Source organism: Streptomyces sp. bgisy159 (assembly GCF_965341775.1).
GTDB lineage: Bacteria > Actinomycetota > Actinomycetes > Streptomycetales > Streptomycetaceae > Streptomyces.
The window spans coordinates 16,522-31,998 of sequence record NZ_CBDQZH010000009.1 but is presented as its reverse complement, the minus strand read 5'-3'; the positions used below and the strand labels follow the sequence as shown (position 1 = coordinate 31,998).

Sequence of the window (15,477 nt, the reverse complement as noted above, 5' to 3'; positions counted from 1 at the left end):
CCGTCGTCGTACGCGCCCTGCAGTCCCTGCCGGCCCTGTAGCCCCTGCCCGACCGTCTGCGCGCTGTGCAGGTCGACGTAGGTCTCGGCGCCGCCGTAGGGCTCGTACTCCGGGTGGTGGGCGTAGTACGCGCTGCGCGCGTGGGAGGGGTTGCTCACGCCGACACGCTCCAGGGGTCCGCGGGGTCCAGAGGTCGGTCCGGATCGGGCCCCCAGAACCTAGCGGCTCGACGGTCACTCTCCAAAGCGGCACGGCTACGCACTGTTGTGCAGGGACGGCCGGCGGGCGGCGGGCGGCGGTGCGTCAGTAGGCGAACGCCCGGGCGGTGTTGGCTCCGAGGGCGGCCGCGAGGGTGTCCTCGTCGAGGCCGCGCACGGCGGCCATGGCGCGCACGGTGACGGGGACGAGATACGGGGCGTTGGGCCGCCCGCGGTGGGGGGCGGGGGTGAGGAAGGGGGCGTCGGTCTCCACCAGGAGAAGCTCCAGGGGGGCCACGGCGACGGCGTCGCGCAGGTGCTGCGCGTTCTTGAAGGTGACGTTCCCGGCGAAGGACATGAAATAGCCGGCGCGGGCGCAGATCTCGGCCATGTCGGCGTCGCCGGAGTAGCAGTGGAAGACGGTGCGTTCGGGTGCGCCTTCCTCCTTGAGGATGCGCAGGACGTCGGCGTGGGCGTCGCGGTCGTGGATGACGAGCGCCTTGCCGTGCCGCTTGGCGATCTCGATGTGGGCGCGGAATGACGCCTCCTGCGCCTCCTTGCCCTCCGGGCCGGTGCGGAAGTAGTCCAGGCCGGTCTCGCCGACGCCCTTCACCTGGGGGAGCGCGGCCAGGCTGTCGATCTCGGCGAGCGCCTCGTCGAGCGCCTTCGCGCCCCCCGGTTCCCGTGCGCCCTGCCGGGACCAGCCGTCGGGGTCGCCGTGGACGATGCGCGGCGCCTCGTTGGGGTGCAGGGCGACTGCCGCGTGGACGGCGGCGTGGGCGGCCGCCGTCTCGGCCGCCCATCGCGAGCCGCGCACGTCGCAGCCCACCTGCACCACGGTCGTCACCCCCACCGACGCCGCCTTCGCCAGGCTCTCCTCGACCGTCCCGGACTGCATGTCGAGGTGGGTGTGGGAATCGGCGACCGGCACCCGCAGCGGCTCCGGGAGCGGTGGGGCCGCGTTCTTGTCGGCGTTCGAAGGCATGTCCCGATCCTACGGAAGGTGCCCGCGCGGCCTGCGGGGACGGGGTCCGCGACCGTCCCAGGGCCGGGACGCCGTCATGCGGGTCCCGCTAGCTGGCCCGGCGCTGGAAGGGGTGCAGGAGATCGGACAGATGCCAGTGGTGACGTTCCTTCGAATCGGCCGCGGCGGCCTCCGGCACCTCGGGCACCTCGACCGGACCGGCCGGGGGCACCCGGTGCGACCGGTGCTTGACGCCGCGCACCGACGCGACCTGGCCCGCGCGCATGATGCGTACGACGTCGCCGTCGCAGTTCCCGCACGCCGGCCGGCTCAGCGGGGACGGCACGATGCGGCCGTTCGCCACGTACAGCACGAACTCGTGGTCGTCGGCGTCCATGTGGTGCTCTATCTCGTACGACTGCTCCCAGCCGTAGCCGCAGCGCATGCACGCGAAGGAATAGGACTCGTGGACGACGGCCGTCGCGCCGCTGCGCAGGTCCGTCCGGTCTGCGATCTCGCTCATGCCAGCTCCTCTTGTCCGCTGGACGAGGGACGGTGCGTCCCTGCGTTCCAGTGGACGCCCTCAGCGGCGTGAACGCAGCAGGTCTGTCGACTGTTGGACCCGATTTGGGTGTTCCTTGCCCCAAGGGCACGAGCGGCTGTCAGGCCGCTTTGCCTTCCACGCCGCCCCTTTGCCCCGGCATGGGGCGCAAGGCGCCCGAGAGGGGCGCGCAGACCTCCTTCAGCGCCGTCCGGCGCTCCCTGGCGCCGCGGGGTGCGCCTTCGGGCCGGCTCCGCGCCGTCACCTCGCGGCGCCTCCGTCACGCCGGGCGCCCAGCGCGCCGCGCTTCCGACCCGCCGCGCACCCTTCACCCCGCCGCGTGCTTGGCCGCCCCGCCCCTCACCCCGCCGCGTGCTTCGCCGCCACCACCGCGTCGAACACCTCGCGCTTCGGCAGACCGGCGTCCGCCGCCACCGCGGCGATCGCCTCCTTGCGGCGCTCACCCGCCTCCTCACGCGCGCGTACCCGGCGGACGAGCTCCTGCGCGTCGAGGTGCTCCGGGCCGCGCTCGGGAGCACCGGAGACGACGACGGTGATCTCACCGCGCACGCCCTCGGCCGCCCACTCGGCGAGTTCGCCGAGCGGGCCGCGCCGTACTTCCTCGTAGGTCTTGGTCAGCTCGCGACAGACGGCGGCCGGGCGGTCGGCGCCGAAGACCTCGGCCATGGCCGCGAGGGTGTCGTCCAGCCGGTGCGGGGCCTCGAAGTACACGAGGGTCCGGCGCTCGCCGGCGACCTCACGCAGCCGTGAGAGCCGCTCACCCGCCTTCCGCGGCAGGAACCCCTCGAAGCAGAACCGGTCGACGGGCAGCCCGGACAGCGCGAGCGCGGTCAGGACGGCGGACGGACCCGGAACCGCGGTCACCCGGACGTCGCGCTCCACGGCGGCGGCGACCAGCCGGTAGCCGGGATCGGAGACCGACGGCATGCCGGCGTCGGTGACGAGCAGCACGCGCGCGCCGCCGATCAGTTCCTCGACGAGTTCGGGGGTGCGGGCGGCCTCGTTGCCCTCGAAGTAGGAGACCACGCGCCCCTTGGGCGTCACTCCCAGGGCCTGGGTGAGGCGGCGCAGGCGCCGGGTGTCCTCCGCGGCGACGACGTCGGCGCCCGCCAGCTCCTCGGCGAGCCGGGGCGGGGCGTCGGCGACGTCCCCGATGGGCGTGCCGGCGAGGATGAGGATTCCGGGCGTGCTTGCGGGCGTAACTGTCACGTTTCCATCCTCGCAGGGGCGAGGCACGGGACTCACACAGACGGGTTCCCTACGATGGCGCGGTGACCAGTACCGCGTCCTCCTTGGATTCCACGGACCACCGGCAGGGCCGGGCGCCCGACGACCGGCGGCCGACGTGGCAGCAGCGGCTGCGCCGTTTCGGGCCCCCCGCGCGGCGTCTCCCGGTGGCCGACGCGCGGGAGCGGCTGGTACCGCCGTACGCGGAGCCCAGTCCGCGGCTGTGGCACACCCTGGGGGTGCCCCCGGCGCTGGCCGACCGGTTCACGCGCTGGTCGGGCTGGGGCGGCCCGCTGCTGGTCACGCTGATGGCGGGCGTCATCCGGTTCTGGAACCTGGGCAGCCCCGAGAAGGTGATATTCGACGAGACGTACTACGCCAAGGACGCCTGGGCGCTGGTCCACCGCGGGTTCGAGGTCAACTGGGACAAGAACGCCAACGATGCCGTCCTCAGCAGCGGCGGGCACATCGCCATCCCGTCGGACGCGTCCTATGTCGTACATCCGCCGGTCGGCAAGTACGTCATCGGGCTGGGTGAGCTGATCTTCGGTTTCGACCCGTTCGGCTGGCGGTTCATGACGGCGCTGCTCGGCACGCTGTCGGTGCTGATGCTGTGCCGCATCGGACGCCGGCTGTTCCGGTCGACGTTCCTGGGATGTCTGGCCGGTGGGCTAATGGCGGTCGACGGCCTGCACTTCGTGATGAGCCGCACCTCGCTGCTCGACGGTGTGCTGATGTTCTTCGTGCTCGCCGCGTTCGGCTGCCTGATCCTCGATCGCGACCACGCGCGCGTGAAGCTCGCCGCCGCGCTGCGATCCGGCACGGACGGCCGGTACCGCCCGGACCCCGCCGTCGGCGACTTCCTGCGGCTGGGGTGGCGGCCGTGGCGCTGGGCGGCGGGCGTGATGTTCGGCCTGGCGATCGGCACCAAGTGGAACGCCCTGTTCATCATGGCGGCGTTCTGCGTGATGGCGCTCGCGTGGGACGTCGGTTCGCGCAAGGTGGCCGGCGCGCGCCACCCGTACCTGGCCGTCCTCAAGTACGACCTCGGCTTCGCCTTCCTGGCGACGGTCCCGGTCGCGCTCGCCACCTACGTCGTGTCGTGGACGGGCTGGATCCTCTCCCCCGCGGACGGCTCGGGCGGCTACTACCGCAACTGGGCGGCGACGGACGGCAAGGGCGGCTCCTGGGCGTGGTTGTTCCCCGACTGGTGGCGCAGCCTGTGGCACTACGAGCACGAGGTGTACGAGTTCCACACCCATCTGACCTCGCCGCACACGTACCAGTCGAACCCGTGGAGCTGGCTCGTCCTGGGCCGCCCGGTGTCGTACTTCTACGAGTCGCCCGCGCCGGGTGTCGACGGCTGTCCGGCGGACGCGGGCGATAAGTGCGCGCGCGAGGTGCTGGCGCTGGGCACGCCGCTGCTGTGGTGGGCGGCCTGCTTCGCGCTGCTGTACGTGCTGTGGCGCTGGGCGTTCCGCCGTGACTGGCGCGCGGGTGCCATCGCGGGCGCCGTGGTGGCGGGCTACCTGCCGTGGTTCATGTACCAGGAGCGCACGATCTTCCTGTTCTACGCCGTGGTCTTCGTGCCGTTCCTGTGCCTGGCGGTGGCCATGATGATCGGGGCGATCGTCGGGGCGCCGGGGTCGAGCGACACCCGGCGCGTGGCCGGGGCGACGGGGACGGGCGTCCTGGTGCTCCTGATCACGTGGAACTTCATCTTCTTCTGGCCCCTCTACACCGGGACGGCGATCCCCATCGACGATTGGCGTTCACGTATGTGGCTGGACACGTGGGTCTGATTCAGCTGGTTGATCCCCGTTCCGGACACGCCCCCGGTCTCCGTCGGACAACTTCCCGGTAACTGTGTCCTTCGCGCCCCCGCCGTCCGCATACAGTGCGAGACGCGCCCCTCTTCCTGAACGCGTTCAGAAACGCCGGACGGGGGGCGCCGACCACGGGGACGAAGGGGGAAGGACCACAGATGCGCAAGGGAGCCAAGGCGGCCGTCATCGGATCGGTGTTCGCCGTCATGGTCGGCGGCGCGGGATACGGCACGTACAACGTGGTGTCCGCGCTCAGCGACTCCGGCGGCGGCTCGGGCGCGAACGGGCCGGCGCCACTGAAGAGCGGGCCGCCCAGCGGCGAGGAGGTGAAGGAGACCACCTCGCGGTTCTTCGCGGCCTGGGAGAAGGGCGAGTCGGTGGTGGCCGCCTCGCTCACCGACAACGCTGCCAAGGCCGAGCCGCTGCTCACCTCGTACGCCCAGGAAGCGCACATCACCGGACTGAAGATCACACCGGGCGCGGCGAGCGGTACGACCGTGCCTTTCACCGTCAACGCGACGGTGTCCTACGACGGCAAGTCGAAACCGCTCGCCTACGAGAGCCGGCTGACGATCGTGCGCGGGGTCACCACGGGGAAGGCACTGGTCGACTGGCGGCCGTCCGTGGTCCATCCGCAGCTGACGGGCATGGACGACACCCTCGCCACCGGCGAGTCCTCGGCCCCGCCGATCGAGGCGGTGGACCGCGACGGCAAGGTCCTCACGAAGGCCAAGTACCCCTCCCTGGGCCCGATCCTGGACGCACTGCGCCAGAAGTACGGCGACGCGGCGGGCGGCGAGCCGGGGGTCGAGCTCGTGGTCAAGCACGGCACCGCGGGCGCGGCGGACACCCCGCTGCTCACTCTCGCCGAGGGCCGGCCGGGCAGGCTGCGGACCACTCTGAAAGCGGGAGTGCAGGCGGCGGCGGAGAAGGCCGTGCTGCGGTACGGCCAGTCGTCCGTGGTGGCCGTCCAGCCCAGCACCGGGGATGTGCTCGCGGTCGCCAATCACCGCAACGACGCCTTCAACGCCGCGTTCCAGGGGCAGGTCGCCCCCGGCTCCACCATGAAGATCATCACTGCGGCCACGCTCATCGACAACGGCATCACCACGGCCGACGGGCCGGCGCCGTGCACCCCGGACGCGATGTGGGAGGGCCAGACCTTCCACAACTACAAGGAGATGACCGATCCCGGCGCGACGCTGGCCCAGAGCTTCGCGCGCTCCTGCAACACGGCCTTCATCAAGTACACGGACGACCTGAAGGCCGACTCGCTGACCACGGAGGCCGTGGAGCGCTTCGGGCTGGGCCGGAACAACTGGAAGACCGGCGTCCAGTCCCATGACGGCTCGGTGCCGGCCGTCAGCGGGCCCGACATGGCCGCGGCCCTGATCGGCCAGGGTCAGCTGCTGATGAACCCGCTGAACATGGCCTCCGTCACGGCGACCGCCATGACGGGGACGTTCCGCCAGCCGGTCATCGTGCCGCAGAGCCTCGACGGCCGGGAACTGGCACGCGCGCGTGGGCTGTCGGACAGCACGGTGCGACAGCTGCGCGCCATGATGCACCGCACCGCGACCAGCGGCACCGCGGCCGGTGTCATGGCGGGCCTGGGAAGCGACATCGGCGCCAAGACCGGCACCGCCGAGGTGGCGGGGCAGGCCAAGTCCAACAGCTGGTTCACCGGTTACCGCCACGACGTCGCGGCCGCCGCGATGGTCCAGGACGCCGGCCACGGCAGTGACGCGGCCGGGCCGATCGTCGCCGCCGTCCTGCGTGCGGGCGGCTGAACCACGCGCGCGGGCCGTTGCGCGCCCTCACGGTCACAACCCCGCTACGGGAGAGGTGGTTGAGGTCACAGTGGCATCACCCGCCCGGGAGGGGACCCTAGGCTGGTCGCCGTCGTTGGGGTGGGCGGGGGCAACGAGGGCATCGGGGCGTGGGGGCCCCGCGGGATCCGGAGGATCGTAGGACGTGGGCAAGAGAAGACGCGTCGCCGAGCGACGAGGCAAGCGGCCCGCCGTGCTCGGCGGAATGGTCACCGTGGTCGTCGGCGGTGCCGCGTTCGGCGTCTACGCGCTGTACGGCGGTGGCGCCGCGGCCGAGGACCGTACGGCCACGACGGCCGCCGACCACGAGACTCCGCAGGTCAGGACCGGGCCGCTGACGGCGGCGGAGGTCACCGGCACCGCCAACGCCCTCCTCACTTCCTGGCAGCAGGGGCAGATCGCCCGCGCGGCCGCCGTCACCGACGACGCGGCGGCCGCCACCGCGCTGCTCACCGGCTACGCCGAGGACGCCCACATCACCGGCGTCACCCTCACCCCGGGCACCCCCGCCGGCGGCAGGGTGCCCTTCGCCGTGAAGGCCACGGTGACGTACAAGGACGTCACCAAGCCGCTGGCCTACGACAGTGCGCTGACCGTCGTCCGGCGAGCCGCGGACGGCAAGCCGGTCGTCGACTGGCATGCCTCCGTGGTCCATCCTGAGCTGGCCGACGGCGACACCCTGGTGACCGGCGAGTCGGGCACGCCGCCGGTCAAGGCGGTCGACCGCGAGGGCGGCGAACTGAGCGCCGCCGAGTACCCGTCGCTCGGCACGGTCCTGGACGGTCTGCGCGAGAAGTACGGCAAGAAGGCGGGCGGCACCGCAGGCGTCGAACTGCGTGCCGTACGCGGCGAGGCGTCCAAAAGGAAGAAGGTCTCCGACAAGACGCTGCTGGAGCTCAGCAAGGGCAAGCCCGGCACCGTACGGACGACGCTGAGCCCCACCCTCCAGGCAGCCGCCGAGCGGCAGGTCGCGAGCCGCCCCCGCGCCTCCGTCGTCGTCACGCGCGCGTCGACGGGCGAGATCCTCGCCGTCGCCAACAGCGGCAGCTTCAACGTCGCCTTCCAGGGCTCGCTCGCCCCGGGCTCCACGATGAAGATCGTCACGTCGTCGCTTCTCATCGAGAAGGGGCTGGCGTCCGCGGACAAGGTGCACCCCTGCCCGAAGTACTTCACGTACGGGGGCTGGAAGTTCCAGAACGACGACAAGTTCCACATCAACGGCGGCACCTTCAAGGCGAGCTTCGCGCGGTCCTGCAACACCGCCTTCATCAGTCAGGCTCCCCGGCTCGACAACGACAGCCTCACCAGGCAGGCACAGCAGGTGTTCGGCCTGGGGATGAACAACTGGTCGGTCGGCGTGCCCACCTTCGACGGGTCGGTGCCGGTCCAGTCGGCGGCCCCGATGGCGGCCTCGCTGATCGGGCAGGGCGGGGTGCGGATGAACCCGCTGAACATGGCGTCGGTCGCCGCGACGGTCAAATCGGGCACCTTCCACCAGCCCTACCTGGTCTCCTCCGAGGTCGACGGCCGCACCCTGGCGACGGCCTCGCGCGCCATGTCCGCCGGCACGCTGTCCCAGTTGCGGGAGATGATGAACTACACGGCCGCGTACGGCACCGCCGCCCAGGCGATGTCGGGCCTCGGCCCGGACTTCGGCGCCAAGACGGGCTCGGCCGAGGTCGACGGCCAGGAGAAGCCCAACGGCTGGTTCACCGCCTACCGCGGCGATCTCGCGGCCGCGGGCGTCGTCCAGGCGGGCGGCCACGGCGGCGACACGGCGGGGCCGATCGTGGCGGCGCTGCTGCGCATGGGCGGCTGACGCTCCCCCTGCGCCGGCTCGCCGCACCTCACGACCGGCGCACGACGCTGCTCGTGCGCCCCCGGCGGCCGCCAGGGGCGCGGGGCGGGGGCGCGGGGCGCGGGGCGCGGGGCGCACCTAGTGCAGGACAGGTTCCGTGGTGTACGTGCGGCGCAGGAAGCGGAGGAGCGTCTTCGACTCGAACTGCACCACCGAGCAGCCCTGGGCTGAGTGGAACTCGACCACGGCCTGCACGCGACCGCAGGGCCACACCCGCACCTGACCGCTCTCCGCGGGGGCACGCAGGCCCTGCTCGAGCAGTGAGCGGGAGAAGATCCACTCGTGGGTGCCGGGGAGCCCGACACGTATCGTGCGCGGGTCGTCGTCCGGGTCGTATCTGAGGACGACGGGGACGGCCGTCCGTTCCTCCTCGATCAGGTCCCCGTCCGTGACGATACGGGCTCGTGCGTACTGTTCGACTACGGACATCGGACGGCCCCTTACGTTCAGTGACCTAAGTGGAAGCCGCGCATCCACTTCCCTTTAACTGTCCCATATCTCCCGAATTATGCCTTCCGGCGAGCACCTCGCTCTTGCAAGAGGTTTGCAACAAGCCTCTATCATCGAACGGTGCACGTACCCGACGGATTCATCAACGCCCCGACCTCCGCGGTGACCGGTGTCGTCGCCGCGGGAGCGATCGCCGTGAGCCTGCGCGGCGCGCGCCGGGAACTCGACGAACGGACCGCGCCGCTGGCCGGTCTGGTGGCGGCGTTCATCTTCGCCGTCCAGATGCTCAACTTCCCCGTCGCCGCGGGCACCAGCGGACATCTGCTCGGCGGCGCGCTCGCCGCGATACTCGTGGGGCCCTGCACGGGGATCCTGTGCGTGTCCGTGGTCCTCCTTATGCAGGGCATCCTCTTCGCCGACGGCGGGCTGACCGCGCTCGGTGTGAACATCACCGACATGGCGATCGTCACGACCGTCGTGTCCTACGCCGTCTTCCGCCTCCTGGTGAAGGTGCTGCCGCGCAAACGTCGCTCGGTCACCGTGGCCTCCTTCGCGGCCGCCCTGGTGTCCGTGCCGGCCGCGGCGATCGCCTTCACCTCGCTGTACGCGATCGGTGGGACCGCCGACGTGTCGATCGGCAAGGTCGCCACCGCGATGGTCGGCGTCCATGTGCTGATCGGACTGGGCGAAGCCGCCATCACCGCGCTGACCGTGAGCGCCGTGATCGCCGTGCGCCCGGATCTCGTGCACGGCGCGCGCGGCCTGCAGCAGCGCCTGAAGCTGCGCGTGAACGGCGCCCTCGTGGACGCGCCCGCTCCTGAAGGGGCGCGCGAGGCGCCTGCGGCGCCCCTCGCGGCGCGCACCTCGCGGCGCGCGCTCTGGGTGACGGGTCTGGTGACCTCCCTCGTCCTCGCCGGCTTCGTCAGCTACTACGCCTCCTCCAGCCCGGACGGCCTGGAGAAGGTCGCCGCCGACCAGGGCATCGACCAGAAGGCCGAAGAGCACGCGAACGCCGACTCGCCGCTCGCCGACTACGGTGTCAAGGACGTCGACGACGCCCGCCTGTCCGGTGGGCTGGCAGGCGTCATCGGCGTCGGGACGACCGTCGTCGCCGGGAGCGCGGTGTTCTGGGCCGTGCGCCGGCGTCGCGCGCAGGACGGCGCGTCGCCCGGGGCCACGCCGGTGGAGAACGTCTGACATGGGCGCCGGGCACGCGCACAAGCTCTATCGGCACGGGCACTCCCGGGTCCACGCCCTCCCGCCGCACACCAAGCTCGCCGCCGCCTTCGCCTTCGTGGTCGTCGTGGTCTCGACGCCGCGGGAGGCGATGTGGGCGTTCGGTCTGTACGCCGGGTTGCTGGCGTTCGTCGCGTACCACGCGCGCGTACCGGCCGGCTTTCTGCTCAAGCGGCTGCTGATCGAGGTGCCGTTCGTGGCGTTCGCCGTGCTGATGCCGTTCGTGGCGGAGGGCGAGCGGGTGGAGGTGCTGGGGGCGTCGCTCAGTGTGAGTGGTCTGTGGGGGGCGTGGAACGTGCTCGCCAAAGGCACCCTGGGCGTCGCCGCCTCGGTGCTGCTGGCCGCCACCACCGAACTGCGCGAACTGCTGCTCGGCCTGCAGCGCCTGAAGCTGCCACCGCTGCTGGTGCAGATCGCCTCCTTCATGATCCGTTACGGGGACGTCATCACCGACGAGATGCGGCGCATGCGGATCGCGCGCGAGTCACGCGGTTTCGAAGCCCGGGGCGTACGGCACTGGGGGGTGCTCGCCAAGTCGGCGGGCGCCCTGTTCATCCGCTCCTACGAGCGCGGGGAACGGGTCCACCTGGCGATGATCAGCCGAGGGTACGCCGGATCCATGCCGGTGATCGACGAGGTGACCGCGTCGCGCGCCCAGTGGTCGCACGCCCTGGCCCTCCCGTTCGCGGCACTCGTCGTCTGTCTGCTGGGATGGACCCTGTGACTGCCGTGACGCCCGTCCCCGAGACGCCCGCCGCCGACACGCCCTCGCTGGACGTGGCCGGACTCGCCTTCGCCTACCCGGACGGCCACCAGGCGCTGTTCGGCGTCGACTTCTCCCTCGCGCGCGGGGAGCGCGTCGCGCTGCTCGGCCCGAACGGCGCCGGGAAGACGACCCTCGTGCTGCATCTGAACGGCATCCTCACCGGCGGCGCCGGCACGGTGAAGGTCGCCGGCCTGCCCGTCGGCAAGCGGCACCTGGCCGAGATCCGGCGCAGGGTCGGCATCGTCTTCCAGGACCCCGACGACCAGTTGTTCATGCCGACCGTGCGCGAGGACGTGGCGTTCGGGCCGGCGGCGGCCGGGATCAAGGGCACGGAGCTGGAGGAGCGCGTGGACCGGGCGCTGGCCCGGGTCGGCATGGACGGCTTCAAAGACCGTCCGCCGCACCACCTTTCCTTCGGCCAGCGCCGCCGGGTCGCGGTGGCGACCGTCCTCGCGATGGAACCGGAGATCCTCGTCCTGGACGAGCCGTCGTCCAACCTGGACCCGGCCTCACGCCGCGAACTCGCCGACATCCTGCGCGCCCTGGACGTCACCGTGCTGATGGTCACGCACGACCTGCCGTACGCCCTGGAGCTGTGCCCCCGTTCCCTCGTCCTCAGCGACGGCGTGATCGCCGCCGACGGGCCGACAGCCGACCTGCTCGCGGACGACGAGCTGATGCGGGCCCACCGGCTGGAGCTCCCGTTCGGCTTCGACCCGCGCTCGGTGTCCGCGCGCGGCTGACCCGCCGACCTGTGCGGCAACGTCGGCGTAACGATCGTTCCCTCCCCGCGGCACGAAGGAATCGCAGGCCCGGGCGGGGCGTTGCCCAGGAGTCGAAGGCGAGCCGAAAGGACGTACGGGCGTGGATGTGCACGGCACGGTGACCGGGGGTTTCGAGCCGGTCAGGGAGGCGTTCGTCCGCAACTTCGAGGCGCTCGGGGAGCGCGGAGCGGCGGTGACCGTCTACCGCGACGGGCACAAGGTGGTCGACCTGTGGGGCGGCGCACGAGACGTGGACGGCACCGTGCCCTGGGAGTCGCGCACGGCGCAGATCGTGCGCTCGGCGACCAAGGGTGTCGCCGCCGCCGTCCTTCTGCTGCTGCACCAGCGCGGTGAGCTGGACCTGGACGCGCCGGTGGGGGCGTACTGGCCGGAGTACAAGACGGCGGGCAAGGAGCGCACGCCGGTGCGCGATCTGCTCGCGCACCGGGCCGGTGTTCCCGCGCTGGACCGGCCTCTCACGCCTGCCGAGGCCGCCGACCCGGACCTGGGCGCGGCGGCCGTCGCCGCGCAGGCGCCCGCCTGGGAGCCGGGGAGCGCGCACGGCTATCACGCACAGACGTACAGCTGGCTCACCGGTGAGGTGGTGCGACGGGTGACCGGGCGGTCGATCGGCGCGTGGATCGCCGACGAGATCGCCGGACCGGTCGGCGCCGACCTCTGGCTCGGACTGCCGTCGGCGCTCGCCCACCGGGTGGGGCGCGTGGGGCAGGTGGACACGCCGGCGCACGCCGGTGCGCTGCGTACCCGTCCCAAGCGTTCCGTCGCCGACGCCTACGCCGACCCCGCTTCCCTCACCCGCCGCGCCTTCGCCGCCATCACACCGCTGCCCGACGAGAACGGCCCCGCCTACCGGGCGGCGGTCCTGCCCGCCTCCAACGGCATCGCGACCGCGGACGGTCTCGCCCGGTTCTACGCGGCGCTGATCGGCGAGGTGGACGGCGGGAGGCGGCTGTTCGCGCCGGAAACGGTCGAACTGGCTCGCGGTGAGCGGTCGGTCGGGGCGGACCGGGTCCTGGTCGTGAACACACGGTTCGGCCTCGGGTACATGCTGCACGGTGCCGCGTCCCCACTGCTGTCCCCGGCCTCCTTCGGGCATCCAGGACGCGGCGGGGCGCTGGGCCTGGCCGATCCCGACTCGGGCATCGCCTTCGGGTACGTCACCAATGGCTTCCGCACCAGCGTGACGGCGGATCCGCGGGCGCAGGCGCTTCTGCGCGCGCTGCGCACAGCGCTCACGGCGGCCTGACGCACAGCGCCCAGAGTGGGACGCACCACGGCGCGTACGTCACGCGCGGGGCGTGCTCGGCGCACGCACGCCCCCGCCGCGCCGCGCACGCCACCGACCGCACGCCGTCGACCGCACGCGACCGCCGCACGTACGCAGCCCGCAGCGCGCCGCACGCAGTCCCGCGGGCGCCGGGCTCGCTTGCCCGTCCACCGGGCGGGCGGCATTCGCCGCGCGCCGTGAAGCCCACAGCGCGCGCCGCGCGCCCGGGCATCCGCCCGCCCAGGCAGCCGCGCGACGGTTTCCCCGCCCTCACACGTTGATCGGGTGCGACGTCCGCCCGGACGCGTCGTCGATCTCCCGGTGCGCCTTCGTCAGCAGTTGCATGGCGATCTCGTTGAGCGCGCGGGCGCCGGCTATCTCCTCGCCGACTCGGGGCTGATTGGTGTCGGAGTGGTGGCGGCTGGCGTGTCCGTGGGCACGGACCTCGGTGCCGTCGGGCAGCCGTACCAGCGCCACCGCGGTCGTGCGGTGTTCGTCCTCCTTGAACTCGAGCTCGACGTGCCACCCCACTGCGGTGTGCATCATGACGATCACCTCCGGAACTTCTGATTCCAGGGTGCGCCTCCGAACGGGCGGACGCACACACGAACCACGCGCGTCCCACCCGCCGGCCACGGCCCGCTATGTTGATCCGACCATGTACGAGACAGAGGTGGCCCCGAACGACCTCGGCACCCCCGCCACCCCACCGCGCGCGTGGCCCCGACGCTGGCCGTTGCTGCTGCTGGCGGCGGCCGTGCTTCCGGGGGCTCTGCTCGTGGTCGCGGGACGTGGCCTGGAAGAGCCGGCGGTGCGGGCGTGGCAGACGGTGGCGCTGGCGGTGACCGTGCAGGCGCTGCCGTTCCTGCTGCTGGGGACGGCGCTGTCGGGGGCGATCAACGCGTTCGTGCCGACTTCGGTGTTCCACCGGATGCTGCCGAAGCGGCCCGCGCTGGCCGTGCCGGTGGCCGGGGTGGCGGGGGTGGTCCTGCCGGGGTGCGAGTGCGCCTCGGTGCCGGTCGCGAAGAGTCTGATCGGGCGCGGGGTCACGCCGGCCGCCGCGTTCGCGTTCCTGCTCTCCGCGCCCGCGGTGAACCCGATCGTGCTGACGGCCACCGCGGTTGCCTTCCCCGGGAACCCCGAGATGGTGCTGGCCCGGCTGCTCGCCTCCCTGGCCGCCGCCTTCGTCATGGGCTGGCTCTGGCTGTGGCGCGGCCGGTCCGAGTGGCTGCGGCCGACGGTGCGGCACACCGGTCACCGGCCCGGAGGAAGCCGGTGGCGGGAGTTCCGGGACGGTTTCCGGCACGACTTCCTGCACGCGGGCGGCTTCCTGGTCGTCGGGGCGATGGCGGCGGCGACCTTCAACGTGGCCGTGCCGCGCTCCGTTCTCGACACCTTCGCCGGGTCGCCCTGGCTGTCGGTGCTGTTCCTGGCGGCGCTGGCGGTGCTCCTCGCGGTGTGCTCGGAGGCGGACGCGTTCCTCGCGGCGTCGCTGTCCGGTTTCTCGCCGGTCGCGCGGCTGGCGTTCATGGTGGTCGGGCCGATGGTCGATCTGAAGCTGATCGCGCTGCAGGCGGGCACGTTCGGGCGGGCGTTCGCGGTCCGGTTCTCCGCCGCGACGGCCGTCGTGGCCGTCGTGTGCAGCGTGGTCGTGGGAGGGGTCCTGCTGTGAAACGCCCCGTGCAGGCGCTCCTGCTCGTCCTCAGTGGCCTCGGCCTGCTGCATGTGACCGTGCTCTCCGACGTGTATCTGCGCTACGTGAAGGAGGGCATGCACCCGCTGCTGGTGGCCTCCGGACTCGTCCTGCTGCTCCTGGGCTCGGCGGAGGGCTGGTCGGCGTACCGGAGCTGGGCCCTCTGCACCTCGGACAGCCCTGGCGACCACGGCAACCACGACGACCACGACAGCGAGGACACCGCCGGGGACGACGACCGCGACGCCGGCGGAGGCCACGGCGCCGGGAGCCGGCAAGGCCACGGGCACGACCACTCCCGCCCGCCCCGCGCCGCCTGGCTCCTCTTCCTCCCCGCGCTCAGCCTTCTGCTCTACGCTCCGCCCGCCCTCGGCGCGTACACCGCGGCCCGGGAGGCGCCGAAGCCGCTCGGGGTGCAGAAGGAGTTCGACCCGCTGCCCGCGACGTCCCCGCTGCCCATCACCCTCGGCGACTTCACGCGCCGCGTGCGCCAGGACGAGGAGCGGGCCGTCGAGGGACGAACGGTGCTGATGGCCGGGTTCGTGACGCCGGACGGCGACGGGTGGTACCTGACCCGGCTGATCCTCAACTGCTGTGCCGCGGACGCACAGTCGGTGCGGGTGCGGATGTACGGGGTGCCCGCGCCCAAGGCCGACACATGGGTGGCGGTGACGGGCACCTGGCACCACGCGGGAACGCTGGGCACCGACTCGGCGGAGGTCGCGCTGGACGCCCGCACGGTGCGGGAGATCGCCAAGCCGTCCAACGGCTACACGGACGCCGTCCCGCTCCTCCCCGCCCCCTGACCGACCGCTTG

The 15,477-nt window shown here is 72.4% G+C and carries 14 protein-coding genes; 9 read left to right on the top strand and 5 right to left on the bottom strand.

Annotation, left to right across the window (positions count from 1 at the left end):
- Positions 1-303: 303 nt before the first annotated feature.
- The 3 genes from ACSLTV_RS11645 to rsmI all read right to left on the bottom strand — a co-directional run bounded on the left by ACSLTV_RS11645 (position 304) and on the right by rsmI (position 2,932).
- Entirely contained in the window at positions 304-1,182 is an 879-nt protein-coding gene (locus ACSLTV_RS11645) for a TatD family hydrolase (RefSeq protein ID WP_432135533.1), read from the bottom strand.
- An 88-nt stretch (positions 1,183-1,270) separates the two neighbouring features.
- Positions 1,271-1,684 carry a hypothetical protein gene (locus ACSLTV_RS11640; RefSeq protein ID WP_432135534.1) on the bottom strand — a complete coding sequence of 138 codons (414 nt, stop codon included), beginning with the start codon at positions 1,682-1,684 and terminating at the stop codon, positions 1,271-1,273.
- A 378-nt stretch (positions 1,685-2,062) separates the two neighbouring features.
- The gene (gene rsmI / locus ACSLTV_RS11635) at positions 2,063-2,932 is read right to left on the bottom strand and encodes a 16S rRNA (cytidine(1402)-2'-O)-methyltransferase (protein WP_432135535.1); all 870 of its coding nucleotides are present in this window, start codon (positions 2,930-2,932) and stop codon (positions 2,063-2,065) included.
- 62 nt (positions 2,933-2,994) lie between these two features.
- Here rsmI and ACSLTV_RS11630 point away from each other — a divergent pair, with 62 nt between their 5' ends.
- From ACSLTV_RS11630 to ACSLTV_RS11620, 3 genes are all read left to right on the top strand, one after another.
- Positions 2,995-4,752: a dolichyl-phosphate-mannose--protein mannosyltransferase gene (locus ACSLTV_RS11630; RefSeq protein ID WP_435612063.1), complete on the top strand. Its 1,758-nt coding sequence runs from the start codon at positions 2,995-2,997 to the stop codon at positions 4,750-4,752.
- 182 nt (positions 4,753-4,934) lie between these two features.
- Entirely contained in the window at positions 4,935-6,566 is a 1,632-nt protein-coding gene (locus ACSLTV_RS11625) for a penicillin-binding transpeptidase domain-containing protein (RefSeq protein WP_435612062.1), read from the top strand.
- A gap of 184 nt (positions 6,567-6,750) precedes the next feature.
- Positions 6,751-8,424, top strand: a complete 1,674-nt coding sequence (locus tag ACSLTV_RS11620; RefSeq protein WP_435612061.1) for a penicillin-binding transpeptidase domain-containing protein — start codon at positions 6,751-6,753, stop codon at positions 8,422-8,424.
- A 117-nt stretch (positions 8,425-8,541) separates the two neighbouring features.
- On the opposite strand, the gene ACSLTV_RS11615 is transcribed toward ACSLTV_RS11620, so the two are convergent.
- The gene (locus tag ACSLTV_RS11615) at positions 8,542-8,892 is read right to left on the bottom strand and encodes an SsgA family sporulation/cell division regulator (protein ID WP_432135539.1); all 351 of its coding nucleotides are present in this window, start codon (positions 8,890-8,892) and stop codon (positions 8,542-8,544) included.
- 141 nt (positions 8,893-9,033) lie between these two features.
- Here ACSLTV_RS11615 and ACSLTV_RS11610 point away from each other — a divergent pair, with 141 nt between their 5' ends.
- From ACSLTV_RS11610 to ACSLTV_RS11595, 4 genes are all read left to right on the top strand, one after another.
- Entirely contained in the window at positions 9,034-10,110 is a 1,077-nt protein-coding gene (locus ACSLTV_RS11610; protein ID WP_432156945.1) for an energy-coupling factor ABC transporter permease, read from the top strand.
- 1 nt (position 10,111) lies between these two features.
- Positions 10,112-10,873: a cobalt ECF transporter T component CbiQ gene (cbiQ, locus tag ACSLTV_RS11605; RefSeq protein ID WP_432135541.1), complete on the top strand. Its 762-nt coding sequence runs from the start codon at positions 10,112-10,114 to the stop codon at positions 10,871-10,873.
- Positions 10,861-11,658, top strand: a complete 798-nt coding sequence (locus ACSLTV_RS11600; protein WP_432135542.1) for an energy-coupling factor ABC transporter ATP-binding protein — start codon at positions 10,861-10,863, stop codon at positions 11,656-11,658. Before cbiQ ends, ACSLTV_RS11600 begins: the two co-directional genes overlap by 13 nt.
- 121 nt (positions 11,659-11,779) lie before the next feature.
- Positions 11,780-12,946 carry a serine hydrolase domain-containing protein gene (locus tag ACSLTV_RS11595; RefSeq protein WP_435612060.1) on the top strand — a complete coding sequence of 389 codons (1,167 nt, stop codon included), beginning with the start codon at positions 11,780-11,782 and terminating at the stop codon, positions 12,944-12,946.
- Positions 12,947-13,237: 291 nt separating this feature from the next.
- Here ACSLTV_RS11595 and ACSLTV_RS11590 read toward each other — a convergent pair whose 3' ends face one another.
- Positions 13,238-13,513, bottom strand: coding sequence for a DUF1876 domain-containing protein (locus ACSLTV_RS11590; protein ID WP_432135544.1), 276 nt, complete (start codon positions 13,511-13,513; stop codon positions 13,238-13,240).
- A 112-nt stretch (positions 13,514-13,625) separates the two neighbouring features.
- On the opposite strand from ACSLTV_RS11590, the gene ACSLTV_RS11585 reads away from it, so the two are divergent.
- Together ACSLTV_RS11585 and ACSLTV_RS11580 are read left to right on the top strand one after the other, a co-directional pair.
- A complete protein-coding gene (locus ACSLTV_RS11585) occupies positions 13,626-14,639 on the top strand; it encodes a permease (protein ID WP_435612059.1) in 1,014 nt (337 codons plus the stop codon).
- A complete protein-coding gene (locus ACSLTV_RS11580) occupies positions 14,636-15,466 on the top strand; it encodes a TIGR03943 family putative permease subunit (protein WP_435612058.1) in 831 nt (276 codons plus the stop codon). The genes ACSLTV_RS11585 and ACSLTV_RS11580 overlap by 4 nt, the downstream gene beginning before the upstream one ends.
- The last annotated feature ends 11 nt before the right edge of the window (positions 15,467-15,477 follow it).

Coding starts and splice junctions, on each gene's coding strand:
- ACSLTV_RS11640 (WP_432135534.1), bottom strand. CDS start 1,684: ATGAGCGAGATCGCAGACCGGACGGACCTGCGCAGCGGCGCGACGGCC.
- ACSLTV_RS11645 (WP_432135533.1), bottom strand. CDS start 1,182: ATGCCTTCGAACGCCGACAAGAACGCGGCCCCACCGCTCCCGGAGCCG.
- cbiQ (WP_432135541.1), top strand. CDS start 10,112: ATGGGCGCCGGGCACGCGCACAAGCTCTATCGGCACGGGCACTCCCGG.
- ACSLTV_RS11585 (WP_435612059.1), top strand. CDS start 13,626: ATGTACGAGACAGAGGTGGCCCCGAACGACCTCGGCACCCCCGCCACC.
- ACSLTV_RS11590 (WP_432135544.1), bottom strand. CDS start 13,513: ATGATGCACACCGCAGTGGGGTGGCACGTCGAGCTCGAGTTCAAGGAG.
- ACSLTV_RS11625 (WP_435612062.1), top strand. CDS start 4,935: ATGCGCAAGGGAGCCAAGGCGGCCGTCATCGGATCGGTGTTCGCCGTC.
- ACSLTV_RS11600 (WP_432135542.1), top strand. CDS start 10,861: ATGGACCCTGTGACTGCCGTGACGCCCGTCCCCGAGACGCCCGCCGCC.
- ACSLTV_RS11615 (WP_432135539.1), bottom strand. CDS start 8,892: ATGTCCGTAGTCGAACAGTACGCACGAGCCCGTATCGTCACGGACGGG.